The 21,191-nt window shown below is 66.2% G+C and carries 22 protein-coding genes; 14 read left to right on the forward strand and 8 right to left on the reverse strand.

Annotated features, from left to right (window positions below):
• Nucleotides 1-42: 42 nt before the first annotated feature.
• On the reverse strand, nucleotides 43-741 hold the full coding sequence (locus tag ABIA70_RS03795; protein WP_354146228.1) for a LuxR C-terminal-related transcriptional regulator: 699 nt from the start codon (nucleotides 739-741) through the stop codon (nucleotides 43-45).
• The gene (locus tag ABIA70_RS03800; protein ID WP_354146229.1) at nucleotides 738-2,240 is read right to left on the reverse strand and encodes an ATP-binding protein; all 1,503 of its coding nucleotides are present in this window, start codon (nucleotides 2,238-2,240) and stop codon (nucleotides 738-740) included. The genes ABIA70_RS03795 and ABIA70_RS03800 overlap by 4 nt, the downstream gene beginning before the upstream one ends.
• A 124-nt stretch (nucleotides 2,241-2,364) precedes the next feature.
• On the opposite strand from ABIA70_RS03800, the gene ABIA70_RS03805 reads away from it, so the two are divergent.
• The 5 genes from ABIA70_RS03805 to ABIA70_RS03825 all read left to right on the forward strand — a co-directional run bounded on the left by ABIA70_RS03805 (nucleotide 2,365) and on the right by ABIA70_RS03825 (nucleotide 6,440).
• Nucleotides 2,365-3,963 (forward strand): PspC domain-containing protein, encoded by a 1,599-nt coding sequence (locus tag ABIA70_RS03805; RefSeq protein WP_354146230.1) that lies wholly within the window; start codon nucleotides 2,365-2,367, stop codon nucleotides 3,961-3,963.
• Between the two features lies 1 nt (nucleotide 3,964).
• Complete coding sequence (locus ABIA70_RS03810) at nucleotides 3,965-4,213, forward strand: hypothetical protein (protein ID WP_354146231.1); 249 nt, start codon at nucleotides 3,965-3,967, stop codon at nucleotides 4,211-4,213.
• Between the two features lie 3 nt (nucleotides 4,214-4,216).
• Nucleotides 4,217-4,474 (forward strand): PspC domain-containing protein, encoded by a 258-nt coding sequence (locus ABIA70_RS03815; protein ID WP_354146232.1) that lies wholly within the window; start codon nucleotides 4,217-4,219, stop codon nucleotides 4,472-4,474.
• Nucleotides 4,475-4,655: 181 nt separating this feature from the next.
• A complete protein-coding gene (locus tag ABIA70_RS03820) occupies nucleotides 4,656-5,681 on the forward strand; it encodes an ATP-dependent 6-phosphofructokinase (protein WP_108599746.1) in 1,026 nt (341 codons plus the stop codon).
• Between the two features lie 27 nt (nucleotides 5,682-5,708).
• On the forward strand, nucleotides 5,709-6,440 hold the full coding sequence (locus tag ABIA70_RS03825; protein WP_354146233.1) for a GNAT family N-acetyltransferase: 732 nt from the start codon (nucleotides 5,709-5,711) through the stop codon (nucleotides 6,438-6,440).
• Here ABIA70_RS03825 and ABIA70_RS03830 read toward each other — a convergent pair whose 3' ends face one another.
• From ABIA70_RS03830 to ABIA70_RS03855, 6 genes are all read right to left on the reverse strand, one after another.
• Complete coding sequence (locus ABIA70_RS03830; protein ID WP_354146234.1) at nucleotides 6,441-7,952, reverse strand: DHA2 family efflux MFS transporter permease subunit; 1,512 nt, start codon at nucleotides 7,950-7,952, stop codon at nucleotides 6,441-6,443. It lies immediately after the preceding gene.
• 83 nt (nucleotides 7,953-8,035) lie between these two features.
• Nucleotides 8,036-8,473 (reverse strand): ankyrin repeat domain-containing protein, encoded by a 438-nt coding sequence (locus ABIA70_RS03835; RefSeq protein WP_354146235.1) that lies wholly within the window; start codon nucleotides 8,471-8,473, stop codon nucleotides 8,036-8,038.
• A complete protein-coding gene (ygfZ, locus tag ABIA70_RS03840; protein WP_354146236.1) occupies nucleotides 8,473-9,555 on the reverse strand; it encodes a CAF17-like 4Fe-4S cluster assembly/insertion protein YgfZ in 1,083 nt (360 codons plus the stop codon). Before ygfZ ends, ABIA70_RS03835 begins: the two co-directional genes overlap by 1 nt.
• A gap of 67 nt (nucleotides 9,556-9,622) precedes the next feature.
• Nucleotides 9,623-10,345, reverse strand: coding sequence for a flavodoxin family protein (locus ABIA70_RS03845; protein ID WP_354146237.1), 723 nt, complete (start codon nucleotides 10,343-10,345; stop codon nucleotides 9,623-9,625).
• Between the two features lie 14 nt (nucleotides 10,346-10,359).
• Nucleotides 10,360-10,968, reverse strand: a complete 609-nt coding sequence (locus ABIA70_RS03850) for a nitrobindin family protein (protein ID WP_354146238.1) — start codon at nucleotides 10,966-10,968, stop codon at nucleotides 10,360-10,362.
• A 169-nt stretch (nucleotides 10,969-11,137) separates the two neighbouring features.
• Nucleotides 11,138-11,905 (reverse strand): permease, encoded by a 768-nt coding sequence (locus tag ABIA70_RS03855; RefSeq protein WP_354146239.1) that lies wholly within the window; start codon nucleotides 11,903-11,905, stop codon nucleotides 11,138-11,140.
• Nucleotides 11,906-12,251: 346 nt separating this feature from the next.
• Here ABIA70_RS03855 and ABIA70_RS03860 point away from each other — a divergent pair, with 346 nt between their 5' ends.
• The 9 genes from ABIA70_RS03860 to asd all read left to right on the forward strand — a co-directional run bounded on the left by ABIA70_RS03860 (nucleotide 12,252) and on the right by asd (nucleotide 21,102).
• Entirely contained in the window at nucleotides 12,252-12,950 is a 699-nt protein-coding gene (locus ABIA70_RS03860) for a winged helix-turn-helix transcriptional regulator (protein WP_056344481.1), read from the forward strand.
• A 209-nt stretch (nucleotides 12,951-13,159) separates the two neighbouring features.
• Nucleotides 13,160-14,131, forward strand: coding sequence for a mycothiol synthase (gene mshD, locus ABIA70_RS03865; RefSeq protein ID WP_354146240.1), 972 nt, complete (start codon nucleotides 13,160-13,162; stop codon nucleotides 14,129-14,131).
• Between the two features lie 173 nt (nucleotides 14,132-14,304).
• Entirely contained in the window at nucleotides 14,305-16,554 is a 2,250-nt protein-coding gene (locus tag ABIA70_RS03870; RefSeq protein WP_354146241.1) for an RNA degradosome polyphosphate kinase, read from the forward strand.
• A gap of 9 nt (nucleotides 16,555-16,563) precedes the next feature.
• Nucleotides 16,564-17,532 (forward strand): NUDIX hydrolase, encoded by a 969-nt coding sequence (locus tag ABIA70_RS03875; RefSeq protein WP_354146242.1) that lies wholly within the window; start codon nucleotides 16,564-16,566, stop codon nucleotides 17,530-17,532.
• An 18-nt stretch (nucleotides 17,533-17,550) separates the two neighbouring features.
• A complete protein-coding gene (locus ABIA70_RS03880) occupies nucleotides 17,551-18,354 on the forward strand; it encodes a thymidylate synthase (RefSeq protein ID WP_354146243.1) in 804 nt (267 codons plus the stop codon).
• Nucleotides 18,351-18,935: a dihydrofolate reductase gene (locus ABIA70_RS03885; protein ID WP_354146244.1), complete on the forward strand. Its 585-nt coding sequence runs from the start codon at nucleotides 18,351-18,353 to the stop codon at nucleotides 18,933-18,935. Before ABIA70_RS03880 ends, ABIA70_RS03885 begins: the two co-directional genes overlap by 4 nt.
• Before the next feature lie 2 nt (nucleotides 18,936-18,937).
• The gene (locus ABIA70_RS03890; RefSeq protein WP_354146589.1) at nucleotides 18,938-19,156 is read left to right on the forward strand and encodes an NF038396 family protein; all 219 of its coding nucleotides are present in this window, start codon (nucleotides 18,938-18,940) and stop codon (nucleotides 19,154-19,156) included.
• 214 nt (nucleotides 19,157-19,370) lie between these two features.
• On the forward strand, nucleotides 19,371-19,868 hold the full coding sequence (locus tag ABIA70_RS03895) for a hypothetical protein (RefSeq protein WP_354146245.1): 498 nt from the start codon (nucleotides 19,371-19,373) through the stop codon (nucleotides 19,866-19,868).
• A 91-nt stretch (nucleotides 19,869-19,959) separates the two neighbouring features.
• The gene (gene asd / locus ABIA70_RS03900; protein ID WP_354146246.1) at nucleotides 19,960-21,102 is read left to right on the forward strand and encodes an aspartate-semialdehyde dehydrogenase; all 1,143 of its coding nucleotides are present in this window, start codon (nucleotides 19,960-19,962) and stop codon (nucleotides 21,100-21,102) included.
• Nucleotides 21,103-21,191: the final 89 nt, after the last annotated feature.

Here is a 21,191-nt window from a genome sequence, read left to right on the forward strand (position 1 = left end):
TGGGTTTAAGCGACGTTAGGTGATAGAGCGTCTGGGGTGAGGCTAGAGGAGGCGGCGCTCTGCGGCCCACTTAGTGAGCTCGTGGCGGCTGGACAGCTGGAGTTTGCGCAGCACCGCGGACACGTGGGTTTCCACGGTCTTGATGCTGATGAAAAGTTCCTTGGCCACTTCCTTGTAGCTGTAGCCGCGGGCGATCAGGCGCATGACCTCGAGTTCGCGGGCGGACAGCTTGTCCAGCTCGTCGGCGATGTCGGCCGGCGCGGTCCCGAAGGCGTCGAGGACAAACCCTGCCAGGCGCGGCGAAAACACGGCGTCGCCGCCCGCCACCCGGAACACGGCGTCCGTGATCTCGGCACCGGAGATGGTCTTGGTGACGTAGCCGCGGGCGCCGGCACGGATGACCGCCACCACGTCCTCGGCAGCATCCGACACGCTGAGCGCCAGGAACTTGGTGGTGGCCAACAGGGAAGCGGAGCCTGCGATGACTTCCCGTCCCCCGCCGCCGAGCCCGCCCGGCAGGTGCACGTCCAGAAGCACCACGTCCGGCCGTTCCTGTGCGATCACGGCGATGGCCTGCTCCACCGTTGCCGCCTCCCCAACCACCTGGATGCTCTCATCGAGGTCCGCCTTTAGCCCGGAGCGGAAGATCGCGTGGTCATCCACGATCACCACCCGTACCGACCTTGCAGCCCTGACCGGGCCTCCTCCTGCGCCGGCTCCGGCTCCTTGGTCGATGCTCATGACTTCCCTTCCACGTTCACGGTCTCTGCCCCCGGCAACCCCGCCGGCATCCGAAGCCTGACTTCGGTGCCCTCCGGAGTGCTGGTGATCGAAGCCGCGCCGCCGTGCCGCCGCATCCGGCCGATGATGGACTCCCGGACACCCAGCCTGTCTTCCGGGACATCCCGAAGGTCGAATCCCGGCCCGCGGTCCTTGATGAAAATTTCGGTATGGTCGCCGGAGACCTCGAGGTAGACCGATACCGCCCCGCCGCCGTGCCGGGACGCATTCAGCATGGCCTCACGGCTGGCCTGGACGAGGGCTTCGTAGGCTTCGGTCATGCCCGTGTCGCCCACGCTAACCACCTCAACAGCATTGCCGAGAAGGTCCTCCACCTCTGCGGCGACTGCCTTAATGCGGTCCGAGAGCTGCCCGGCGTCCTTGCCCGGATCCTGGAAAAGCCAGCCCCGGAGCTCGCGTTCCTGGGCCCTGGCCAGGCGGACCACGTCGTGTTCGTTGCCGGCCCGACGCTGGATCAGGGCAAGGGTCTGCAGCACTGAGTCGTGCAGGTGCGCCGCGATCTCTGCCCGCTCCGTTTCCCGGACCCTCCCGGCGCGTTCTGCTTCAAGCTCCCGCCAGAACTTCAAGGCCCAGGGCAGCAGCACCAGCACCACCCCGCCGAGGACCGCAACGGAGGCCAGCAGGGCCAGCCATGTCTGTTCCCACGACCCCGAGCCGGACACCATCACCAGGACGCCGGCCACCACCAGCGCCAGCCCCGCGGCAAGGCGTCCCCAGCCGCCGGCCTGATCGGCCTTCGTCTTGTTCACCAGCCCTGCCCGGCGCGTCTCATCCAGCTGCATCCACGCTATGGAGGCCCCGCCAAGGACAGCAGCGGCCGGAATCAGGGTTCCCAGCGGAACGTCGATGCCCAGGAGCTGGGCGATCAGGATGCCGGCGACCAGGAGCAGGCCGGCGCCCAGGAGGATCTCCTTGCCGTACCGCATCCCGCGGACCGCAAACCAGGGCTGACGAACAGCGCCCGGGTAATCCGCCGCAGCCACCGACCCGTCGGCCGCATAGGCTCCGCCGGCAGGACCGGCAGGACCGGCAGGACCGGCAGGACCGGCGGCCGGCGCGGAAGCAGGTCCGGCAGCAAACCCGCCAGGATAACCGCCGCCTGCACCGGCGTCGGCCGTGGCCCAGAGAGGCGGGGCAACCGCCGAGTGAGGGGCCATCCATGGGCCGCCCGCGGCAGCTGTGGGTTGGCTCACGGCGGGCGCAATGACCGACGCCGGGCGGCGGGCGTTGCGCCGGGCGCTCTCGTCGGCAGTGGGCACCATGATCCAGAGCCAGGCGTAGAACGCCACGCCCGCACCGCCTGCCAGGGATGCCACGACCATGGCGATCCGGACCGTCCTGACCGGCCAGCCCAGATGGTCTGCCAGGCCAGCGCACACACCGGCGATGATGCGGTCGCCGCTGCGCACCAGGGGCGGGCGGATGAGGACGGGGTTCATGGATCAATCCAAGCACGGATCAGGGTATCCCGGACCCGGTTCGGACCCTAACCGGGGGGATCTCAGGGACGGATCAGGGTCTTCCCCAGTAGAGCCTGGCGTGCCCGGAGCGGAGGATCGAAGTATGAACTCGCAGACCCCCACCCCCGACGACGGCCAGCCCACGGAGCCCCTCCCTGCGCCCCGTCAAACCGAACCGCTTCTGCCTCCCCCGCCTGCAACGCCGCAGGACACGGCGGAAGGCGCCCAGCAGGGCGACCGGCCCGACACCCCGCCGCCCGCCGCCCCGGGCCCGTACGCCGGCCCGTATGCCGGTCCCTCTGCCAGCCAGCAGTCCGGCCCCTACCCGAACCAGTACGCCGGAGCGAAGGCACCCGGCCAGCCGACCGATTTCTTCCCCTGGATCCGCAGCCACGGCATCGCGCGCGGACGCGACCGGTGGATCGGCGGCGTTTCCAGCGGCATCGCTTACCGGATGGGCGTGGACCCGCTGATAGTCCGCGGCATTTTCATTGTCCTGACCATCTTCGCCGGCATCGGCGTCCTCCTGTACGGCCTGGCCTGGGCGTTCCTGCCGGAGCCGGACGGACGAATCCACGTCCAGGAAGCGAGCGCGGGACGGTGGTCCAGCGGCATGACAGGCTCCCTGATAGCCACCATTCTGGGGCTCACCGGCCTTGGCGGCGGCTTCTGGGGATGGAATGACCGCGGTTTCGGCCCCTTCCTGTGGACGCTCTTCTGGGTGGGCGCCGTCGGACTGTTCATCTACTACCTGGTCCAGCGCAACAGCGCCACGAATGGAACTCCCCTGAGCACCAATCTCCCCCAGCCGGGCAGCGCCGGCAGCACCGGCAGCAGCGCCGCTGGCTCCACCGGCTTCCCGCACACCCCGTATGGTCCCTCCCATTCCTTGGCTGATACGACGACGGCGGGCACCCCGCCTTATTCGCCGGCCAACCCTGCCGCTCCCCATGGCGGCACGCCCTACGGCGGCGCTCCGTACGGCGCTCCGTATGGCGGGTCCGCTCCCTATGGTGGAACACCGACCGGCGGAGGCCAGCCTCCCTATGGTCCGGCACGCGAACCCAGAGACCGGCCCGCCGGTCCCGGCACGCCCGCAGTGGCCATCAGCGTAGGTGCCGCCCTGCTGGTCGGCGGCGGGCTTAAGGCCCTCGACGCCGGGAACCTGATCAACCTGGGCGATTCGGCCAACGCTGTGGTCTGGGCCAGTGCTGCCGCCGTCCTCGGGCTGGGCATCCTCCTCTCCGGAATCCGGGGCCGCACCGCCGGCATCCTCAGCTTCTTCGCAGTGGTTGCCCTGGTCACCGGGGGAATCTTCAACATTGTGGGCGACAGCGACAGGGTCCGCTTCCAGCGCGTTGACTGGGCGCCGGCGAGCATTGAGCAGGCCACCAAAGGCCTCGATATCACTGCCGGCGATGGAACGGTGGACCTCACCACCCTGCAGCTGAATCCCCCACTGGGTTCCGACGTCGTAGTTCCTTTGAATTTCACCGCCAGCAACGTCACTGTCGTCATCCCCGACAACGTTCCGGTGGACATCAAAGCGGACATGACCCTGGGCAACCTGAATGAGGGAAACAACCGCCGTGGCGGCGCCACCACCCGCGAAAGCAGCTACAACACCAACCGGCCCGGCAGCCATCTGGTCATCAGGATCAACGGCACGGTCAGCAACGTCACTATCCAGGAAGGCAACTGAGATGAGCAGCATCATTCCTGATGCGGAACAGAACCAGGCCGAACCAACGGCCAGGGTGGGCACGGTGGTCTGGGGCCTGATCGTAGTGGCCCTCGCCGCCCTGATCATCGTCGGCCAGCTGGGCATCATCACCCTCAACGGCACCTACGTGCTGATCGGACTCATGATCGGTGCCGGTGCGGCCCTGGTGGTCGGCGGGCTCCTCTCGGCCCGCAAACGTGACAACCGGACAACAACAGGGAAGTCTTGAACCATGGACAAATTCTTCAGCATCGTCAGGGGCTTCGGCCTGAAACGCGGGCCCGAGCGCTGGCTGGGCGGAGTCTGCGGCGGCATCGCGGCCAAGCTCAACGTGGATGTGGCATTTGTCCGGATCGCTTTCCTGGTCTTCTGCCTCCTCCCCGGCCCTGCGGTGGTCTTCTACCTGGCCGCCTGGCTCATCCTTCCGGACCAACGGAACTCCATCCCCCTCGAGGGTTTCCTGGACCGCCGGTCCCTGAAAGGTCCGTAACCGAACCTCCCAAGGCCTCCGCCCCACCGTGGACAACTCCACACGGGACGGGGGCCTTCGCGGTGTCTGTCCATGGACCGTCACCGGTTTGTGTCGTACCCCACACCCGCCACTACAATCTAGGTGAGCTCAGCGTGGCGCTCTGCCTGTACACCCACTGAACCAGGATTTGAGCCGAGACATGAAAATTGGAATTCTCACCAGCGGCGGCGACTGCCCCGGACTGAACGCGGTCATCCGCGGCGCCGTCCTGAAGGGCATCGCCATCCACGGCCACGAATTCGTAGGTTTCCTCGATGGCTGGCGCGGCGTCGTGGAGGGGGACATCATCGATATCCCCCGCACCATGGTCCGCGGCATCGCCAAACAGGGCGGCACCATCCTGGGCACCTCACGCACCAACCCGTTCGAGAACGGCGGCGGCCCCGAGGTCATCAAAGCCCACATGGACCGGCTGGGCATCGACGCCATCATCGCCATCGGCGGCGAAGGGACCCTCGCAGCGGCCAAGCGGCTCACCGACGTCGGGCTCAAGATCGTGGGCGTCCCCAAGACCGTGGACAACGACCTCGACGCCACGGACTACACCTTCGGTTTCGACACCGCCGTCCAGATCGCCACCGAGGCCATCGACAGGCTCAGGACCACCGGCGAATCCCACCACCGCTGCATGATCGCCGAAGTCATGGGCCGGCACGTGGGCTGGATCGCCCTGCACGCCGGCATGGCCGCGGGCGCACACGCCATCCTGATCCCCGAGCAGAAGGTCAGCATCGAGCAGATCACCGAGTGGGTGCAGGAAGCCCACGACCGCGGCCGCGCGCCCCTGGTGGTGGTAGCCGAAGGCTTTGTGCCCGAGCACATGGAATCCCCCCACTCCGAGCGCGGGCTGGACACCTTCGGACGGCCCCGGCTGGGCGGCATCGCGGACCAGCTCGCTCCCGAGCTCGAGGCCCGCACCGGTATCGAAACCCGCGCCACCATCCTTGGCCACATCCAGCGCGGCGGCGTTCCCTCCGCATTCGACCGCGTCCTGGCGACCCGGCTGGGCATGGCCGCGATCGACTCCGTGGTGGAAGGCTACTGGGGCACCATGGTGGCGCTCAAGGGCACCGACATTGAGCACGTGGGCTTCGAGAAGGCCCTGGGCCAGCTGAAGACCGTTCCGCAGAACCGGTACGACGAAGCTGCTGTCCTGTTCGGCTGAGCCGCCCGCTCCCCCTAGGCTGGGCACATGACACTTGACCCCGGTTCCGCCGCCATCATCCAGCTTGCCTGGGCCCGGCACCTGGGGCTCGACGACGACGCTTTCGGTGCGTCACTCGCAACCGGTGAGCGGGTGGTCAGGGCGGACGAAACGGTTAAGACGGTCGAATTCGTCCGGCTCTTTGGCAGCTCGGCGCTGGTTGGCCCTCAGTGGGTCATTGACGCAGCGGCGGGAATTCCTGACGAAGAGATGGCCCACCACGTGACCCTCCTGACCCTGACCCGTTCGCATGGCGGTCACGGACTTGGCGCGGCGGCCCTGTTCTTTGCCGACGACCTGCCACTGAGGCAGCCCTCGGAAGAGCTGACCGTTTCCCATGGCAACCCGGAGGCGATCGAGCTGGAGGGCTTGTGCCCGCCGGACGACGTCAATGAAGTGGGGCTCTCCGAACTCGAAAACCGGTACACGATCCTCCATGAAGTGGACGGCCGGCGGGTCCCGGTGGCCTGCGGTGCCTACACCGAATGGGAGGGCCTCCTTGGCCATCTGGGAGTCCTGGTGGACCCTGAGTGGCGGCGGCGCGGGCTGGGATCCCTGGCCGCCTCCATCGCAGCCCACGAGGCCCTCGCGGCAGGACTCACCATCCAGTGGCGCGCCGAAGTCAGCAACACCGGGGCCCTGGCGCTGGGGCGGAAGCTCGGCCTTGCGGCCGGCGGCATCCAGACCAGCGTCCACCTGGGCCGGGGTGCTGAAGGGTAGCTACCCCTGGCGGGTGCCGCTGCCCGCCTCAGCACCGGCGGATGCGGGGACACCCGGCTGACCCCATCTGGCTGCCTGCGGCTTGGCGAAGAACAAAGCCACGGCCGCGCCGATCAGGATCACGCAGCCGGGGAGCAGGATTGACTGTCCCATCGCCGTCGAAAATCCCTCGTGGAGCGCTTCCGGCAGTGTCCCGGTCATGGTGGTGCCTTCCGGGCCCTGGCCGGCGGCCGGAAGCTCGGCCGCGAGCCGGGCCTGGATCAGGACAGCGATGGCGGCACTGCCAAGCACCGCACCGATCTGGCGGGTGGTGTTGTAGACACCGGACCCGGCGCCTGCCTGGCGCGGCGGCAGGTTGCGGGTCGCCGTTGAGCTCAGGGGCGCCCAGATACCGGCGTTGGCAAAGCCCAGGACCGCACTCGGCAGGAGGAAGAGCAAAATGGGCGTGTCCGGGTGCATCAGCGCCGAGTTCCAGAACAGCGCCACGGCCATCAGGACCAGGCCGGCAGCCGTGATGTACTTCGGGTTGACGCGGTCGATGATTTTGCCCACCACCGGGGCCAGGCCGCCGGAGATGAGGGCCATGGGCACCATCATGAGGGCCGACTCTGTGGGCGTCATGCCGCGGACCATCTGGTAGTAGAAGATCAGCGGCAGTCCGAAGGACGTGACCGTGAACCCCACCGTGGTGATGCCGATGTTGGCCAGCGAGAAGTTGCGGTCCCGGAACAGGTCAAGCGGGAGCAGCGGTTCACCCTTGTTCAAGCGCTGCCAGAGGATGAACGCCGCAAGCACCACGAGTCCGGCGATGATCAGGCCCCACACGCTGATGGGCCCGGCGATGGTGCCCCAGTTGTAGGTCTCGCCCTCCTGGATGCCGAACACGAGGAGGAAGAGGCCGACGGCGCTCAGCACCACACCGGGGATGTCGAACCTGTGCGGGTGGGTGCTCAGGGAGGGGACAAAGCGCCAGGCGAGGATGAAGCCCACAATTCCCACCGGCACGTTGATGAAGAAGATCCATTCCCAGCCCAGGCTGTCCACCAGCACGCCGCCGAGGATGGGACCAACCAGCGTGGCCACGCCGGCGGTGGCTCCCCAAAGGCCCATGGCGGCGCCGCGGCGGTCCGGCGGGAAGATGCGGGTGATCACGGCCATGGTCTGCGGCGTCATGATGGCGGCGCCGAGGCCCTGGAGGACCCGGGCCAGGATGAGCGTCTGAATGTCGCCGGCGAGCCCGCACCACAGCGAGGCAAGGGTGAACACCACAAGGCCGGCGAGGTACAGCTTCTTGGGACCGAACCTGTCACCGAGGCGCCCGGTGATCAGCAGCGGCACGGCGTAGGCGAGGAGGTATGCGCTGGTGACCCAGATCACCGCGTTGATGTCCGTGCCCAGGCCTTCCATGATGCGGGGGTTGGCCACCGAGACGATGGTGGTGTCGATCAGGATCATGAAGAAGCCGATCACCAGGGACCAGAGGGCAGGCCACGGCCTTGCTACGTTTTCCACGGGTTTTTCCTTAGCGGTTGTGGGCTGCCGGGCGGTCCCGGTCAAACTGTCCGGCAGCTTGGACCGCGCGGACGGCGTCCGGTCTATCCGAGGAGGTCGAGTATCTCGGTGCGGGCAAACATCCGGGCTGCAGCACGTGCCGAGGGGGCACCGGCGTCGGGGTCGGCTCCCGCGTCCAACAGCACACGGGCCACGTCAGCGTAGCCCTTGAAGGCGGCCCCGGCCAGCGGGGTCTGCCCGCGGTCGTTGGCGGTGTTGGCATCTCCCCCGTGCTCAAGGATCAGCTGCACCGTGTCCGCGTGGCCGTGGTAGGCAGCCAGCATCAGCAGGGAGTCGCCGGCCGCGTTGGTCATGGAGCCGGGTGCCCCGGCTTCCAGGTAGCTGCGCAGGAGGCCGGTGTCGCCGTCCCGGGCTGCCTGGAAGAGCCTGTGGGCAAGGGCAACTGCCTCGTCGTCGGGCCGGGCCGGACCGGGTGCGGCGGGAGCGGGTGCGCCAGGAGCGGGTGCGGCGTTTTCACTCATCAGTGTGTCCCCCTGAGGAATCCTGTCTGGCGTCCCACCACCTGGCCGGCGTCGGGCGCAACGATCACTTCCTGGACGGCGGTATACGGTTCCTCGCCGTCCATGACGGTCAGTATTTCATCAGGCGCAACGGACCGCTTAATGACGGCCAAGGCTACCGGGCCCATCTCGTAGTGCTGCGCCACCGACGTAACCACACCCACCTTGCGCTCGCCGAGCATCACCGGATTTCCGGGCATCGGCATGGTGTGCTGGGAGCCGTCCAGCTGGAGGAACACGAGGCGCCGCGGCGGATGCCCGAGGTTGTGGACCCGCGCGATGGTTTCCTGGCCCTTGTAGCAGCCCTTGGCCAGGTGCACAGCTGTCCGGAGAAGGTCCAGTTCGTGCGGGATGGTTTTGTCGTCGGTTTCCGCGCCAAGCCGTGGACGCCAGGCCGCAATGCGCAGCGCCTCCGCGGCCAGGGTCCCGGCCAGGGGACGGTCGCCGACGGTCTGCTCCAGCTGGGCTGCCGGAACGAGGTATTCAAACCAGGGGCGTTCCAGCCCGGGGTGCCGGTCCTCGGGAACCACCGAGTAGGAGTAGCCCCCCGTTCCCACGTGCGGCCACGGATCCTGCCAGACCAGCAGGGCGGACCACTGGGGCACAGCCTTGGTGGACCCGAGAACGGACCAGCCGGCTGAGACGTCCTCGATCTCCACCCGAAGCATGAACTTCATTTTGTTCAGCCACTCAGCCAGCGGCGCAGCCTCGGCGGCCTCGACGATCAGCCAGGTGGTCCCGCCGTCGTCGATGACCCGCGCGTCAAACTCAATACGCCCCTGGACGCTCAGCAGCAGCAGTTCGCTGGACTCGCCGGGCTGCAGGCCGGTGACCTGCTGCGAGGAGAGGGTATTCAGCCAGCTCAGCCGGTCCGGGCCCGTTACGGTCACCACGCCGCGGTGGGAAAGGTCGACGACGGCGGTGCCCGCTGCCAGTGCGCGCTGCTCCCGCAGCGGCTCACCGTAGTGGGAGGCGACGCCGGCGTCCGCGCCGGCTCCTTCGACGGCGCCAGGGCGCGACAGGAGAGGGCTCTGAGTAGTCATACTGGGGGCAACGTCCTTTAGTCGGTGTGTATTCCGGTCCCCGCACGACTCGTGAATCCTGGAGGGGTCAGCGGTATTCCGGGTTTTCGAAATCGAAGCGCGTGCCGGCTTTCCATTCCTCGGGCAGGTTGCCGTAGGCCGGGATGCCGCCGGCGTCCTTGAGCATGCGCGCGAGATGGAGCAGGTTCCAGGTCATGAACGTGGTGTTGCGGTTGGTGAAGTCGGACTCCGGGCCGCCGGAGCCTTCGTCGAGGTAGCTGGGGCCCGGCCCGACCGCCCCGATCCAGCCCGCATCCGCCTGGGGCGGGATGGTGAAACCGATGTGCTGGAGGCTGTAGAGGACGTTCATGGCGCAATGCTTGATGCCGTCCTCATTTCCGGTGATGAGGCACCCGCCCGCTTTGGGGTAGAAGGCCCACTGCCCCCTGCTGTTCAGCTGGCCCGAATGCGCGTAGAGCCGCTCGATGAGTTTCTTCGTCTGCGAGGAGTTGTCACCGAGCCAGATGGGTCCGGCCACCACCACGATGTCCGCTTCCTGGACTGCCGGGTACAGGTCCGGCCACTCATCCGAGGCCCAGCCGTACTCCCTCATGTCCGGGTACACGCCGCTGGCGATGTCGTGATCCACGGTCCGGATGACCGTGGTGCTGACGCCCTGCTTTTCCATGATGAGCCTGCTGATGTTGATCAGGCCGTCCGTGTTGGAGGTCTGTGGCGATCTCTTCAGCGTCCCGTTGAAGAACAGCGCCTTGAGGTCGCTGTAGTCCGAGGTGTTCCGGGTCTCATCCACAGTGTGCTCCTTGGTCAGGAAACCTTTTTCAGGACAGCCGAAGCGTGCGCCTCCAGGCCCTTGCCCGGCTGCGCACCCGAGGCCACATCCCAGCGCCACAACAGGTTGCCGTCAACCAGGCCGAAGATCCGGGTAGCTGCACTGTAGTCCTTGGAGTGGCTGCCCCGCATCACCATGTCGGTGGTGAGCTGGATCTGCGGACCCTTGATCTGTCCGTAGTACAGCTCCGAAATGCCGCCGGGGTGGGCGATGGAGACAGAGATGTCGAACCCGCCGTCCTTGTTGCGCAGCTCCTCGACGTCGTCTGCGCTCTTCAGGACAGGCACGATGTCCCCCGGGACGAGGCCGGGGCCGCTGTCGCCTTCCAGCTGCTTGCGCTCAAGCGCCCAGAAACCGGTCTCGACGGTGAGCGGCCGAAGCCGCATGCCGTCGTCGTCCGTCAGCCAGCTCTCAGCGCGGTACTGCAGGTAGGGCAGTCCGTTGTGCGTGAAGGAGACGTGCTGCGCAAAGTGCTCCGAGTCCTCGTCGCCGCTGCCGAGCCGGCCGCGGCCTTCCCACTCACCAATGAGCCAGGAAAGCGGAACGAGTTCGGGGGTCAGGTCTGTGGGTATTTCAATCGGCACAGCAACTACCTCTGAAAACAGCTAGCTCCGAAAAGGGATTTACTTCTGGCCTTTGAACAGGCGGTAAACCACAAACCCTGCGAACCAGGCCATGGAAAGGCTGGCAATGCCGAGCAGGACAAGGAAGAAGATTTCAAATGCAAGTACGGACATGATGCCATCCTAACGCTTAGTAGATGAGTAGTTTGTCTATGAAGTAAGCCAGCGAACCCACCGCGGAGACGGGCGCAAGGCCCATACTAAGGGCCGCAAGAAGGTTCAGCGGACCGCCCCGAAGTGTGACGAGCCGGCGGAAACTGACCAGCACGCCGCCCACCACCACCCCGAAGATGGCTGCCGGGAGGACCGCAATGTCGGAAAAAACGAGGCCAGCGAGCGGACCGGCGAGCCCCGCGAGAACGATGCCCAACGGGGCGATGATGCTGTCCGGCCACCTGATGAGTCCGGCAAGGAGCGCCACCGCAGCGCTGATGGCCGCAACCAGCAGCATTTCCTTCACGCCGTTGAACCGCGCACCGGCAATCCAGCCCGCACCAAGGCAGGAAAGCAGAACGCCCGCACAGCACCCCAGAGTTGATTCCAGCCTCTGCGCCTGGCCGGTGCCGCGGATCAGCTGCACCACAAAGACGGCCATCATGCCCAGGGCGATGAAACCGGGGGTCCAGTCAAGGAAGCCCGGAGCCGGGACGGAACCCGCCGCCAGTGCCGCACCGGCACCCGGCAGGCCGATAACGGCAGCGAGGGTCTTTTTGGCCGGAATCCGCAGGAAGTGCGGCCAACCGATACCCACGGCCAAGGCAATGAGGACGGCGACGACGGTCAGCGCCTCGCGGGAGGCGTACAGGCCGGCGATGATCGCCACGAGGCCCGTGATGCCGGCCAGGCCGATGACCCACGAGCCCATCGACCGTACCGGGGCCTGCACCTCGGCAGTCATACGGAATCCCTACCGATAAGGGGCTTCGACTCTGCACTCAATTTGATGCATCCCATCCTGGCTGTGGACCGGGCGGCTCCGCCCATGCGTGGCAGGGGGCTCTGTGCCCCACGGCTCAATCCTGCCTTATGTGACCCTCATATGTCGCAAAACGAATGCCTCCGGGAGCCGCATCCATGGCTGCGGAAGGGCCGTTGGGTATACTCAGAGTTCAGCTACGCTTCCTGCTACGGTTGCCGGCCGGATAGATCCTTACCCGGTCCAGGCCGCGGCAGTGAGACAGTTTCAGGCCGGTGAAAACCCGGTTCAGTCGCCCAAAGATGCGCGGACGCCCCATGGAGGAACAATGTCGCACATCCTGCTCTTGACGAACAGCACCGGCTCATCGGTGGACATCCTGCCTGCCCTCGAATTGCTGAACCACCGCGTCCATATCCTCGCCGCCGAGCCCACGGCCCTGCTCGAGACGGACCCTTGCGATATTGTCCTGCTGGACGCCCGCAAAGACCTGGTCGGCGCCCGCTCCCTGACTCAGCTCCTGAAGGCCACGGGCCTGAGCGCTCCCCTGGTCCTGATCCTGACAGAGGGCGGCATGGCAGCTGTCTCCTCGGCTTGGGCCGTCGATGACATCGTGCTTGACTCCGCCGGGCCTGCCGAGGTTGAAGCCCGGATCCGTCTCTCGGTTGCCCGTGCCGTCCCGGACAAGGACGACGCCCCCACCGAAATCCGGGCGGCCGGCGTCGTCATCGATGAAGCGAGCTACACGGCCCGGGTCAACGGCGCGCCCCTGAACCTGACGTTCAAGGAATTCGAGCTCCTCAAGTACCTCGCCCAGCACCCCGGACGCGTTTTCACCCGCCAGCAGCTGCTCACCGAGGTGTGGGGCTACGACTACTACGGCGGCACCCGTACGGTGGACGTCCACGTCCGGCGGCTGCGGGCCAAACTCGGTGCCGACCACGAGAACCTGATCAGCACGGTCCGCAACGTCGGCTACCGCCTCACTCTGGTGCGGCAGCAGGAAGACGAACTGACGGAAGCTTGAGATAACGCAACAGCCCCGGACCACTTGAACTGGGCCGGGGCTGTTGCTTTGTTCGTGGAGGACATACGGGTCGAACGTATCGAGGCCACCCCACTGGTGGATCCCCCTCGCTCCCGGCCGGTACTGCCGGGTGAGATAACGACTATACGGGCGGATCCGGCCTGCCACAAAATCGGGCGGCTCCCGGCCCGGGCGTATAGCCTAGCCTCATGAGTCCTGCGCACCCGGAGAAATGGCCCGTCCTCGTTGTCCACGGCGGCGTGGATGACCAACTGCTGAAGGACTGCACCGCGCTCCTGGCAGCTGCCGAGGAATCCGACGGCAACCCGTCCTTATCCGAGCAAACCGTCATCATGCTGCGCGCCGGTGACTCCGATGGGCATTCCCTCCTGACCCTCGCCCTCTATGCGCCGGACGAGGACTCGGACCCGTCCTCCGGCCAGGACCTGGCCGGGTTCGCGGTTGTCGTGGGGGAACCGGACGGCAGCGGTGTGCTGGAAATCGCGGTCCACCCGAGCTACCGGAACCAGGGCGTTGCGGACCGCCTGGTGGGCGCGCTGAAGGCCGATCGGGGTCTGGACGGGCTGAAGGCGTGGTCCCACGGCAACCATGAGGCAGCGGCGGATCTCGCCGCACGCTACGGTTTCGGTCCGGTGCGCGAGCTGTGGAAGATGCGGCTGACCACCGCCACGGCGGAACTTCCCGACGCCGGCCTTCCGGACGGGGTGAGGCTTCGCGCGTTTGTTCCAGGCCAGGACGAGGAAAGTTGGCTGGCTGCGAACCGCGCCGCCTTTGCACACCATCCCGAACAGGGCTCCATGACCCGCGCGGACCTGGAAGCACGGATGGCAGAGGACTGGTTTGACCCTGCCGGCTTCCTGCTTGCCGTGGACGCCGATGGCCGGCTGCTGGGATTCCACTGGACCAAAGTGCACCCGCGCCATGGCGACCACCCCGCGATCGGCGAGGTCTATGCGGTGGGCGTGACACCCGCGGCCCAGGGCATGGGGCTGGGCAAGGCCCTCACCGTGGCGGGAATCAGGTACCTGCAGAACCTCGGGCTGCACGCGGTCATGCTCTACACGGACGCCGACAACACCGCCGCCGTCGCGCTCTACCGTGGCCTGGGCTTCACTCGCTGGGACATGGACGTCATGTACGGGCCGCTGGCCGCCGTCTAGTACCGCCCGGCACCGGCTTCGTGTATTAGCCCACTCGCCGGATGAACGGCTTCGGCCGGCCGGAAATACAGGGCTTCACGCCGGGGATTGATTGTAAGGTTGGTAAAGGACCGCGCAGGCAGTCGGCCAGCATCAAGCGCCAGGTAACAAGCGCCAGCCAACAAGGAGAGACCATGAACCCGGAACCCGCCGGAACAGTCACGTCCGAGGGCGCTTCAGTGCCAGTGCGAGCACGCTTCGGTTCGTCCGAGGTCCCGGCGTCGCGCGCGACGCAGGACCGGATCGACATCCCCGAGTTTGCGCCCAACCCCGCCCCCGAGGGTGACATCCGGCCAGACCGGTTCCTGGACCGGGAACTCAGCTGGCTTGCTTTCAACTCCCGTGTTCTGGAACTCGCTGAGGATCCCACCCTGCACCTGCTCGAACGCGTGGCTTTCCTTTCCATTTTCGCGTCCAACCTTGACGAGTTCTTTATGGTCCGGGTTGCCGGCCTGAAGCGGCGCATCGCCACCGGCCTCGCCGTGCCTTCCCCCGCCGGGTTAAGCCCTGTGGAAGTTCTCGAAAAGATCGGTGACGAAGCCCACCGCCTCCAGCAGCGCCATGCCCAGGTCTACGCGGAGCAGATCCGCCCGGCCCTGGCGTACGAGCACATCCACCTGATGCACTGGGACGAACTGGACGATACGGCCAAGCAGCAGCTCAGCGCCATGTTTGCCGAAAAGGTCTTCCCGATCCTGACGCCCCTGGCTGTGGACCCGGCACACCCCTTCCCCTACATCTCGGGCCTCTCGCTGAACCTCGCCGTGGTGGTCCGCAACCCGGTGAGCGATAAAGAGCTCTTCGCCCGCCTCAAGGTCCCGGACCAGCTCCCCCGCCTGATTTCCATCGATGGCCCGCGGGCCGGCGCCGTGGCCGGGCGCGTCGCGCGGTTCATCGCCCTCGAAGAAGTCATCGCCGTCCACCTGGACAAGCTGTTCGCCGGGATGGAGGTCCTGGAACACCACATCTTCCGCGTCACCCGCAACGAGGACCTGGAAGTGGAAGAGGACGACGCCGAGAACCTCCTGCAGGCCCTGGAAAAGGAGCTGCTTCGCCGCCGGTTCGGGCCTCCCGTCCGCCTTGAGGTAACGCACGACATCAACCCCAACATCCGTGCACTGCTGATCCGCGAGCTCGGGGTGGAAGAGTCCGAGGTGTATTCGCTCCCGGCTCCGCTGGACCTCCGCGGGCTGTCGGTCATTGCCGGCATCGACCGCGCTGATCTGCACTATCCCAAGCACATGCCGCACACGTCCCGGTTCCTCAACGAGTCCGAAACGTCCAAGGCCGCCAACGTCTTCTCGGCCATGCGCCGCCGCGACATCCTGCTCCACCACCCCTATGACTCCTTCTCCACCTCGGTGCAGGCGTTCCTGGAGCAGGCGGCCGCAGACCCCAAGGTCCAGGCAATCAAGCAGACCCTGTACCGGACCTCGGGCGACTCCCCCATTGTTGATGCCCTGATCGATGCTGCCGAGGCCGGCAAGCAGGTGCTGGCACTGGTGGAAATCAAAGCCAGGTTCGACGAGCAGGCCAACATCTCCTGGGCGCGCAAGCTCGAACAGGCCGGCGTCCACGTGGTGTACGGCATCGTGGGCCTGAAGACGCACTGCAAGCTGTCCCTGGTGGTCCGCCAGGAAGTGGACGGCCTGCGCCGTTACTGCCATATCGGCACCGGCAACTACCACCCCCGCACTGCCCGCTACTACGAGGACCTTGGCCTGCTGACGGCAAACGAGCAGGTGGGCGAGGACCTTTCCAAGCTCTTCAACCAGCTCTCGGGCTACGCACCGAAATCCACGTTCAAGCGCCTCCTGGTGGCTCCCCGCTCGGTCCGTTCGGGTCTGATCGACCGCATCGAGACGGAGATCCGCAACGCCCGCGCCGGGCTCGCCGCGAGGGTGCAGATCAAGGTCAACTCCATGGTGGACGAGGCCATTATTGACTCCCTCTACCGCGCGTCCCAGGCCGGCGTGAAGGTGGACATCATCGTCCGCGGCATCTGCTCGCTGCGTCCGGGCGTTCCGGACCTCAGCGACAACATCACCGTGCGTTCGGTGCTGGGCCGCTTCCTGGAGCACTCGCGGGTGTTCGCCTTCGCCAATGGCGGGGACCCCGTGGTCTACATCGGCTCGGCCGACATGATGCACCGGAACCTGGACCGCCGGGTGGAAGCCCTGGTCCAGCTGTCCAACGCAGACGACATCACCTACGTCCTGGATCTCCTGCATCGGTACATGGACCCGGAGACGGCCAGTTGGCACCTGGACAACCAGGGAATCTGGGCCCGCCACCACATCGCCGACGACGGCACCGCCTTGGACGACATCCAGTCCTGGCTGCTGGAATCGCGTACCCGCCAGCGCAGCCTGAGCCGGCGGTAGGGCTGCGCGTTGGTGAGCGACACCCTGGTACCGGACCAGACGGACCATCCCGGCGAAGCGGTCGCGGTGGTCGCCGCGGGCGCGGTTCCGTGGCGCGTTAACTCGAACGGCCTTGAGGTCCTCCTGATCCACCGTCCGCGGTACGACGACTGGTCCTGGCCAAAAGGAAAAATCGACGACGGCGAGACGATTCCGGAGTGCGCGGCGCGCGAGGTCCTGGAGGAGATCGGCCTGTCCGCATCCCTTGGCATCCCGTTGCCGCCTATCCACTACCGGGTGGCATCCGGACTCAAGGTGGTCCATTACTGGGCCGTCCATGCCAACGGCGCCCGGCTGATCCCCGACGGCAACGAGGTTGACAGCATCATGTGGTGCGCCCCGGAAAAGGCCGCCCGGTTGCTGTCCAACCCCTCCGACGTCGTCCCCTTGGAACACCTGCAGGCCGCCCATGCAAGGGACGAACTGAACACCTGGCCGTTCATTCTTGTGCGTCATGCAAAGGCGAAACCCCGTTCGTCCTGGTCCAAGGCAGAAGGTGAACGGCCCCTGGCCGCAACCGGGACCAGGCAGGCGCAGGCGGTGGGCCGGCTGCTCCAGGCATGGTGGCCGCCCCGTGTGGTCACCAGCCCGTGGCGGCGCTGCGTGGCAACGGTGGCTCCCTACTCGAGGGCGACCGGGGCAAAGGTCAAGCTTGTGGATGCGCTTACTGAACACCGCCACAACCGGACCCCCAAGAAAACAGCTGCCGTGATCGCCGCGCTCCTGGACAAGCAGCAGGCCGTCGCCGTCTGCACTCACCGGCCAGCCCTGCCCACCGTGCTCGCCCAGCTTGGCAAGCACATGGCACCGCGGCTTCGGACCCTCCTGCCCTCCTCGGACCCGTATTTGTCGCCCGGAGAGCTGCTGGTCTGCCACGTGGCGGCGGGCCGTAAAAACCGCATCGTGGCAGTGGAGCAGTTCAAACCCTTCGACGATTAGCCCCGGTAGACTTGTGGCGTGAGCATACCGACGCCCTATGAAGACCTCCTCCGCGACGTCCTGACCCACGGCACGCACAAATCCGACCGCACGGGAACCGGCACCACCAGCGTTTTTGGCCGCCAGATCCGCTTCGACCTTTCCAAGGGCTTCCCCCTGATCACCACCAAGCGGGTCCACTTCAAGTCCGTCGCGGTGGAGCTGCTCTGGTTCCTGCGCGGCGAGTCGAACGTGAAGTGGATGCAGGACCAGGGTGTCACCATCTGGAATGAGTGGGCTGACGTGGACGGCGAACTCGGGCCTGTTTATGGCGTCCAGTGGCGCAGCTGGCCCACTCCGGACGGCGGCCACATCGACCAGATCGCCGAGCTGGTGGAGAACCTGAAGTCCAACCCTGATTCACGCCGTCACATTGTGTCCGCGTGGAACGTCTCCGAGCTCCAGGACATGGCCCTGCCACCGTGCCACGCGTTCTTCCAGTTTTATGTTGCCGACGGCAAACTCTCCTGCCAGCTGTACCAGCGTTCAGCCGACATGTTCCTCGGCGTGCCGTTCAACATCGCGTCCTACGCGCTGCTCACGTGCATGATCGCCCAGCAGGTCGGCCTGGAACCGGGTGAGTTCGTCTGGACCGGCGGGGATGTCCACATCTACGAGAACCATATGGACCAGGTCCTCAAGCAGCTGGACCGTGAACCCTATGACTACCCGCAGCTGAAGATCACCAGGAAGCCGGAGTCGATCTTCGATTACACCCTCGAGGACTTCGAAGTGCTGAACTACCGGCACCACCCCACGATTAAGGCTCCGATCGCCGTATGAGCACCGAGAACACCGCAGACCCGCAGTCCTTCGCGGAAGAGCTGGCCGCATCCGTCACCGGCGTCGGCCTCGTGTGGGCACAGACTTCCGGCGGAGTGATCGGCAAGGACGGCGACATGCCGTGGAACCTGCCCGAAGACCTCAAGCACTTCAACAGGCTCACCATGGGCCGTCCGGTGATCATGGGGCGCAAGACATGGCTCTCGTTCCCGGAGAAGTACCGGCCGCTCCCAGGCCGGACAAATATTGTGATCACCCGCCAGAAGGGCTGGGGCGGGACGCCCGAGGCTGAGGGCGCCGTCGTCGTCCCTTCCCTGGACGACGCGCTGCTGGAGTCCCAGTTCGTCGACGGCGGCGAGACGGTATGGATCCTGGGCGGCGGCGAGGTTTTCCGCCAGTCCACCGACCTCGCCAATGTCGCCGTGGTCACCACCATCGACGTGGAAGCCACCGGCGACACCTACGCCCCGGAGCTCGATGAGACCTGGGAAGCCGCCGCCTCCGTTCCGCCGGACGGCTGGCTGACGGCGGCCAACGGAACACGCTACAGGTTCACCAAATGGGTCAGGACACAGGGCTGAAAATGCTGAAAAAACCGGAAACACTGTTCGTGCTGGGCTACATGCTGCTTCCGCTGCTTGCGCTGCTCTCCGCGATCGTCGGGCTGACCATGATCCTGGGCGGCAACAAGATCGCCGGCGCCATCGTGCTGGTGATAGTGACCCAGGTCTTCGCGTTCGGCGCCTTCTTCGCTGTACGGGCGCGCAAAGCTGCGGTGCTCGAGGAGTCCAGCCGGAAGTAGCAGGTCAGCGGCGCATGGGGAGCACAGCCCATCGCCGGCTCATTGCTGCACTATTAGGGTTATGCATGCAGCCGGAAGAATATTTGCTGCTGACATTTGGGGGGACGATGCCTTGTGGCGGGAACTATGTGGGGCGCCGAAGTCGCCGAACTCCGGACGCGCTGGCGCAGCAGTGCCGCCCCGGCGGAGTTCAGGTCCGAAACGGGGTCACCCCTTGAAGGCTGACCCCACGCAGCCACTGACCTTCGCGGAGCGTCCCTACTTTTACGCCACGGGGATGGAACGGACAGTCCACGCCTATAGCCGGGATGAATGGGGTATTGGCGGAGCGCAGCCATCGGGTAACTACACCGTCCACACCACCACCGGCACCTACGTTGTAACGATCCTGATGACCATACCGGCCATCGTCGCACCCCTTCTGTTGATTGCCGCTGTGCTCAGCCTGAACCTCATCCTCGGCCTGCTGGCGCTCGTATGCACAGCCCTCTTTACCGGGGGGTGGCTGCTGGGAATCCGCAACCTGCGCAGGGAGTGGCGGGCCTCGAAACTACGGCGGCTGAAAGGGCAGCCCAAACCCCGCTTCGCCCTGTCTGACGACACTGCGCGCAGTTGGTTCGAAGACAACCCGTCCGGGATTGAGATCACCCGGGAAAACTTTCCGGACAGCACCCGTCCATTTCCGGGAGAAGAACACCACGACCATCGGTGACCGCCCAGCCACACGCCGCGCCGCCGTCGTACGTTCCTGGCAGTGACGTAACCGACTGCGCCCTGCCGGTTCCGAAGTCTAAACTGTACGAATGACTACAGCAGCTACCCCTTCCGTCGGCCTGGTCGGATGGCGCGGCATGGTGGGCTCCGTCCTCATGCAGCGCATGCAGGACGAGGGCGACTTCGCCAAGATCAACCCGGTATTTTTCTCCACCTCGAACGCTGGAGGTGCCGCGCCGACACTTGCTGGAACAGCAGAAGGCAGCGCCGGCAAACTCGAGAACGCGTTCGACGTCGACACCCTGGCGAAGCTGCCCATTATTGTCACCGCCCAGGGCGGCGACTACACCAAGCGCGTCCACACCCAGCTGCGCGGCCGCGGCTGGGACGGCCTCTGGATCGACGCCGCCTCCACGCTGCGCATGAATGACGACTCGATCATCGTGTTGGACCCGATCAACCGCGACGTCATCGACAAGGGCCTGGTCAACGGCACCAAGGACTTCATCGGCGGCAACTGCACCGTGTCCTGCATGCTGATGGGTCTGGGCGGGCTGTTCAAGAACGGCCTGGTCGAGTGGGGCACCTCCATGACCTACCAGGCGGCCTCCGGTGGCGGCGCCCGGCACATGCGCGAACTGCTCAGCCAGTTCGGCACTCTCAACGCTGAGGTCAGCTCCGAACTGGACGACCCGGCGTCGGCCATCCTCGAAATCGACCGCAAGGTCCTTGCCCACCAGCGCACCAGCATCGACGCCACCCAGTTCGGCGTGCCGCTGGCCGGCTCCCTGATCCCCTGGATCGACGCGGACCTGGGCAACGGACAGTCCAAGGAAGAGTGGAAGGCCGGGGTTGAGACCAACAAGATCCTGGGCACCTCCGACGAGAACCACGTGATCATGGACGGGCTCTGCATCCGGATCGGCGCCATGCGCTCCCACTCGCAGGCGCTGACGTTGAAGCTGCGCGAGGAACTCTCCGTGGCCGAGATCGAGAAGCTGCTCGCTGATGACAACGAGTGGGCCAAGGTTATTCCGAACACCAAGGAAGCCTCCATGGCCGGCCTGACCCCCGTGGCCGCGTCGGGCACCCTGGACATCCCGGTGGGCCGTATCCGCAAGATGGAGATGGGCCCGCAGTACATCAGCGCCTTCACCGTGGGCGACCAGCTCCTCTGGGGTGCCGCGGAGCCGCTGCGCCGCATGCTCAACATCGCCACCGGGAACCTCTAGCACTCCTCCCGGCAACACACCAACGCGGGGTCACTTACCGCCCGATCCGCAGCCGCGGAAGGGCCGTAAGTGACCCCGCGTTGGTTTTT

Origin of the sequence: Arthrobacter sp. 754 (assembly GCF_040548695.1) — a bacterium.
Classification (GTDB): domain Bacteria; phylum Actinomycetota; class Actinomycetes; order Actinomycetales; family Micrococcaceae; genus Arthrobacter.

Bases quoted from the DNA above. Each gene is read 5' to 3' on its own strand.
- ABIA70_RS03890 (WP_354146589.1), top strand. From the start codon at position 18,938: ATGCTGAAAAAACCGGAAACACTGTTCGTGCTGGGCTACATGCTGCTT.
- ABIA70_RS03825 (WP_354146233.1), top strand. From the start codon at position 5,709: ATGACACTTGACCCCGGTTCCGCCGCCATCATCCAGCTTGCCTGGGCC.
- ABIA70_RS03810 (WP_354146231.1), top strand. From the start codon at position 3,965: ATGAGCAGCATCATTCCTGATGCGGAACAGAACCAGGCCGAACCAACG.
- mshD (WP_354146240.1), top strand. From the start codon at position 13,160: ATGAGTCCTGCGCACCCGGAGAAATGGCCCGTCCTCGTTGTCCACGGC.
- ABIA70_RS03800 (WP_354146229.1), bottom strand. From the start codon at position 2,240: ATGAACCCCGTCCTCATCCGCCCGCCCCTGGTGCGCAGCGGCGACCGC.
- ABIA70_RS03885 (WP_354146244.1), top strand. From the start codon at position 18,351: ATGAGCACCGAGAACACCGCAGACCCGCAGTCCTTCGCGGAAGAGCTG.
- ABIA70_RS03835 (WP_354146235.1), bottom strand. From the start codon at position 8,473: ATGAGTGAAAACGCCGCACCCGCTCCTGGCGCACCCGCTCCCGCCGCA.
- ABIA70_RS03795 (WP_354146228.1), bottom strand. From the start codon at position 741: ATGAGCATCGACCAAGGAGCCGGAGCCGGCGCAGGAGGAGGCCCGGTC.
- asd (WP_354146246.1), top strand. From the start codon at position 19,960: ATGACTACAGCAGCTACCCCTTCCGTCGGCCTGGTCGGATGGCGCGGC.
- ABIA70_RS03855 (WP_354146239.1), bottom strand. From the start codon at position 11,905: ATGACTGCCGAGGTGCAGGCCCCGGTACGGTCGATGGGCTCGTGGGTC.
- ABIA70_RS03815 (WP_354146232.1), top strand. From the start codon at position 4,217: ATGGACAAATTCTTCAGCATCGTCAGGGGCTTCGGCCTGAAACGCGGG.
- ABIA70_RS03860 (WP_056344481.1), top strand. From the start codon at position 12,252: ATGTCGCACATCCTGCTCTTGACGAACAGCACCGGCTCATCGGTGGAC.
- ygfZ (WP_354146236.1), bottom strand. From the start codon at position 9,555: ATGACTACTCAGAGCCCTCTCCTGTCGCGCCCTGGCGCCGTCGAAGGA.
- ABIA70_RS03820 (WP_108599746.1), top strand. From the start codon at position 4,656: ATGAAAATTGGAATTCTCACCAGCGGCGGCGACTGCCCCGGACTGAAC.
- ABIA70_RS03870 (WP_354146241.1), top strand. From the start codon at position 14,305: ATGAACCCGGAACCCGCCGGAACAGTCACGTCCGAGGGCGCTTCAGTG.
- ABIA70_RS03805 (WP_354146230.1), top strand. From the start codon at position 2,365: ATGAACTCGCAGACCCCCACCCCCGACGACGGCCAGCCCACGGAGCCC.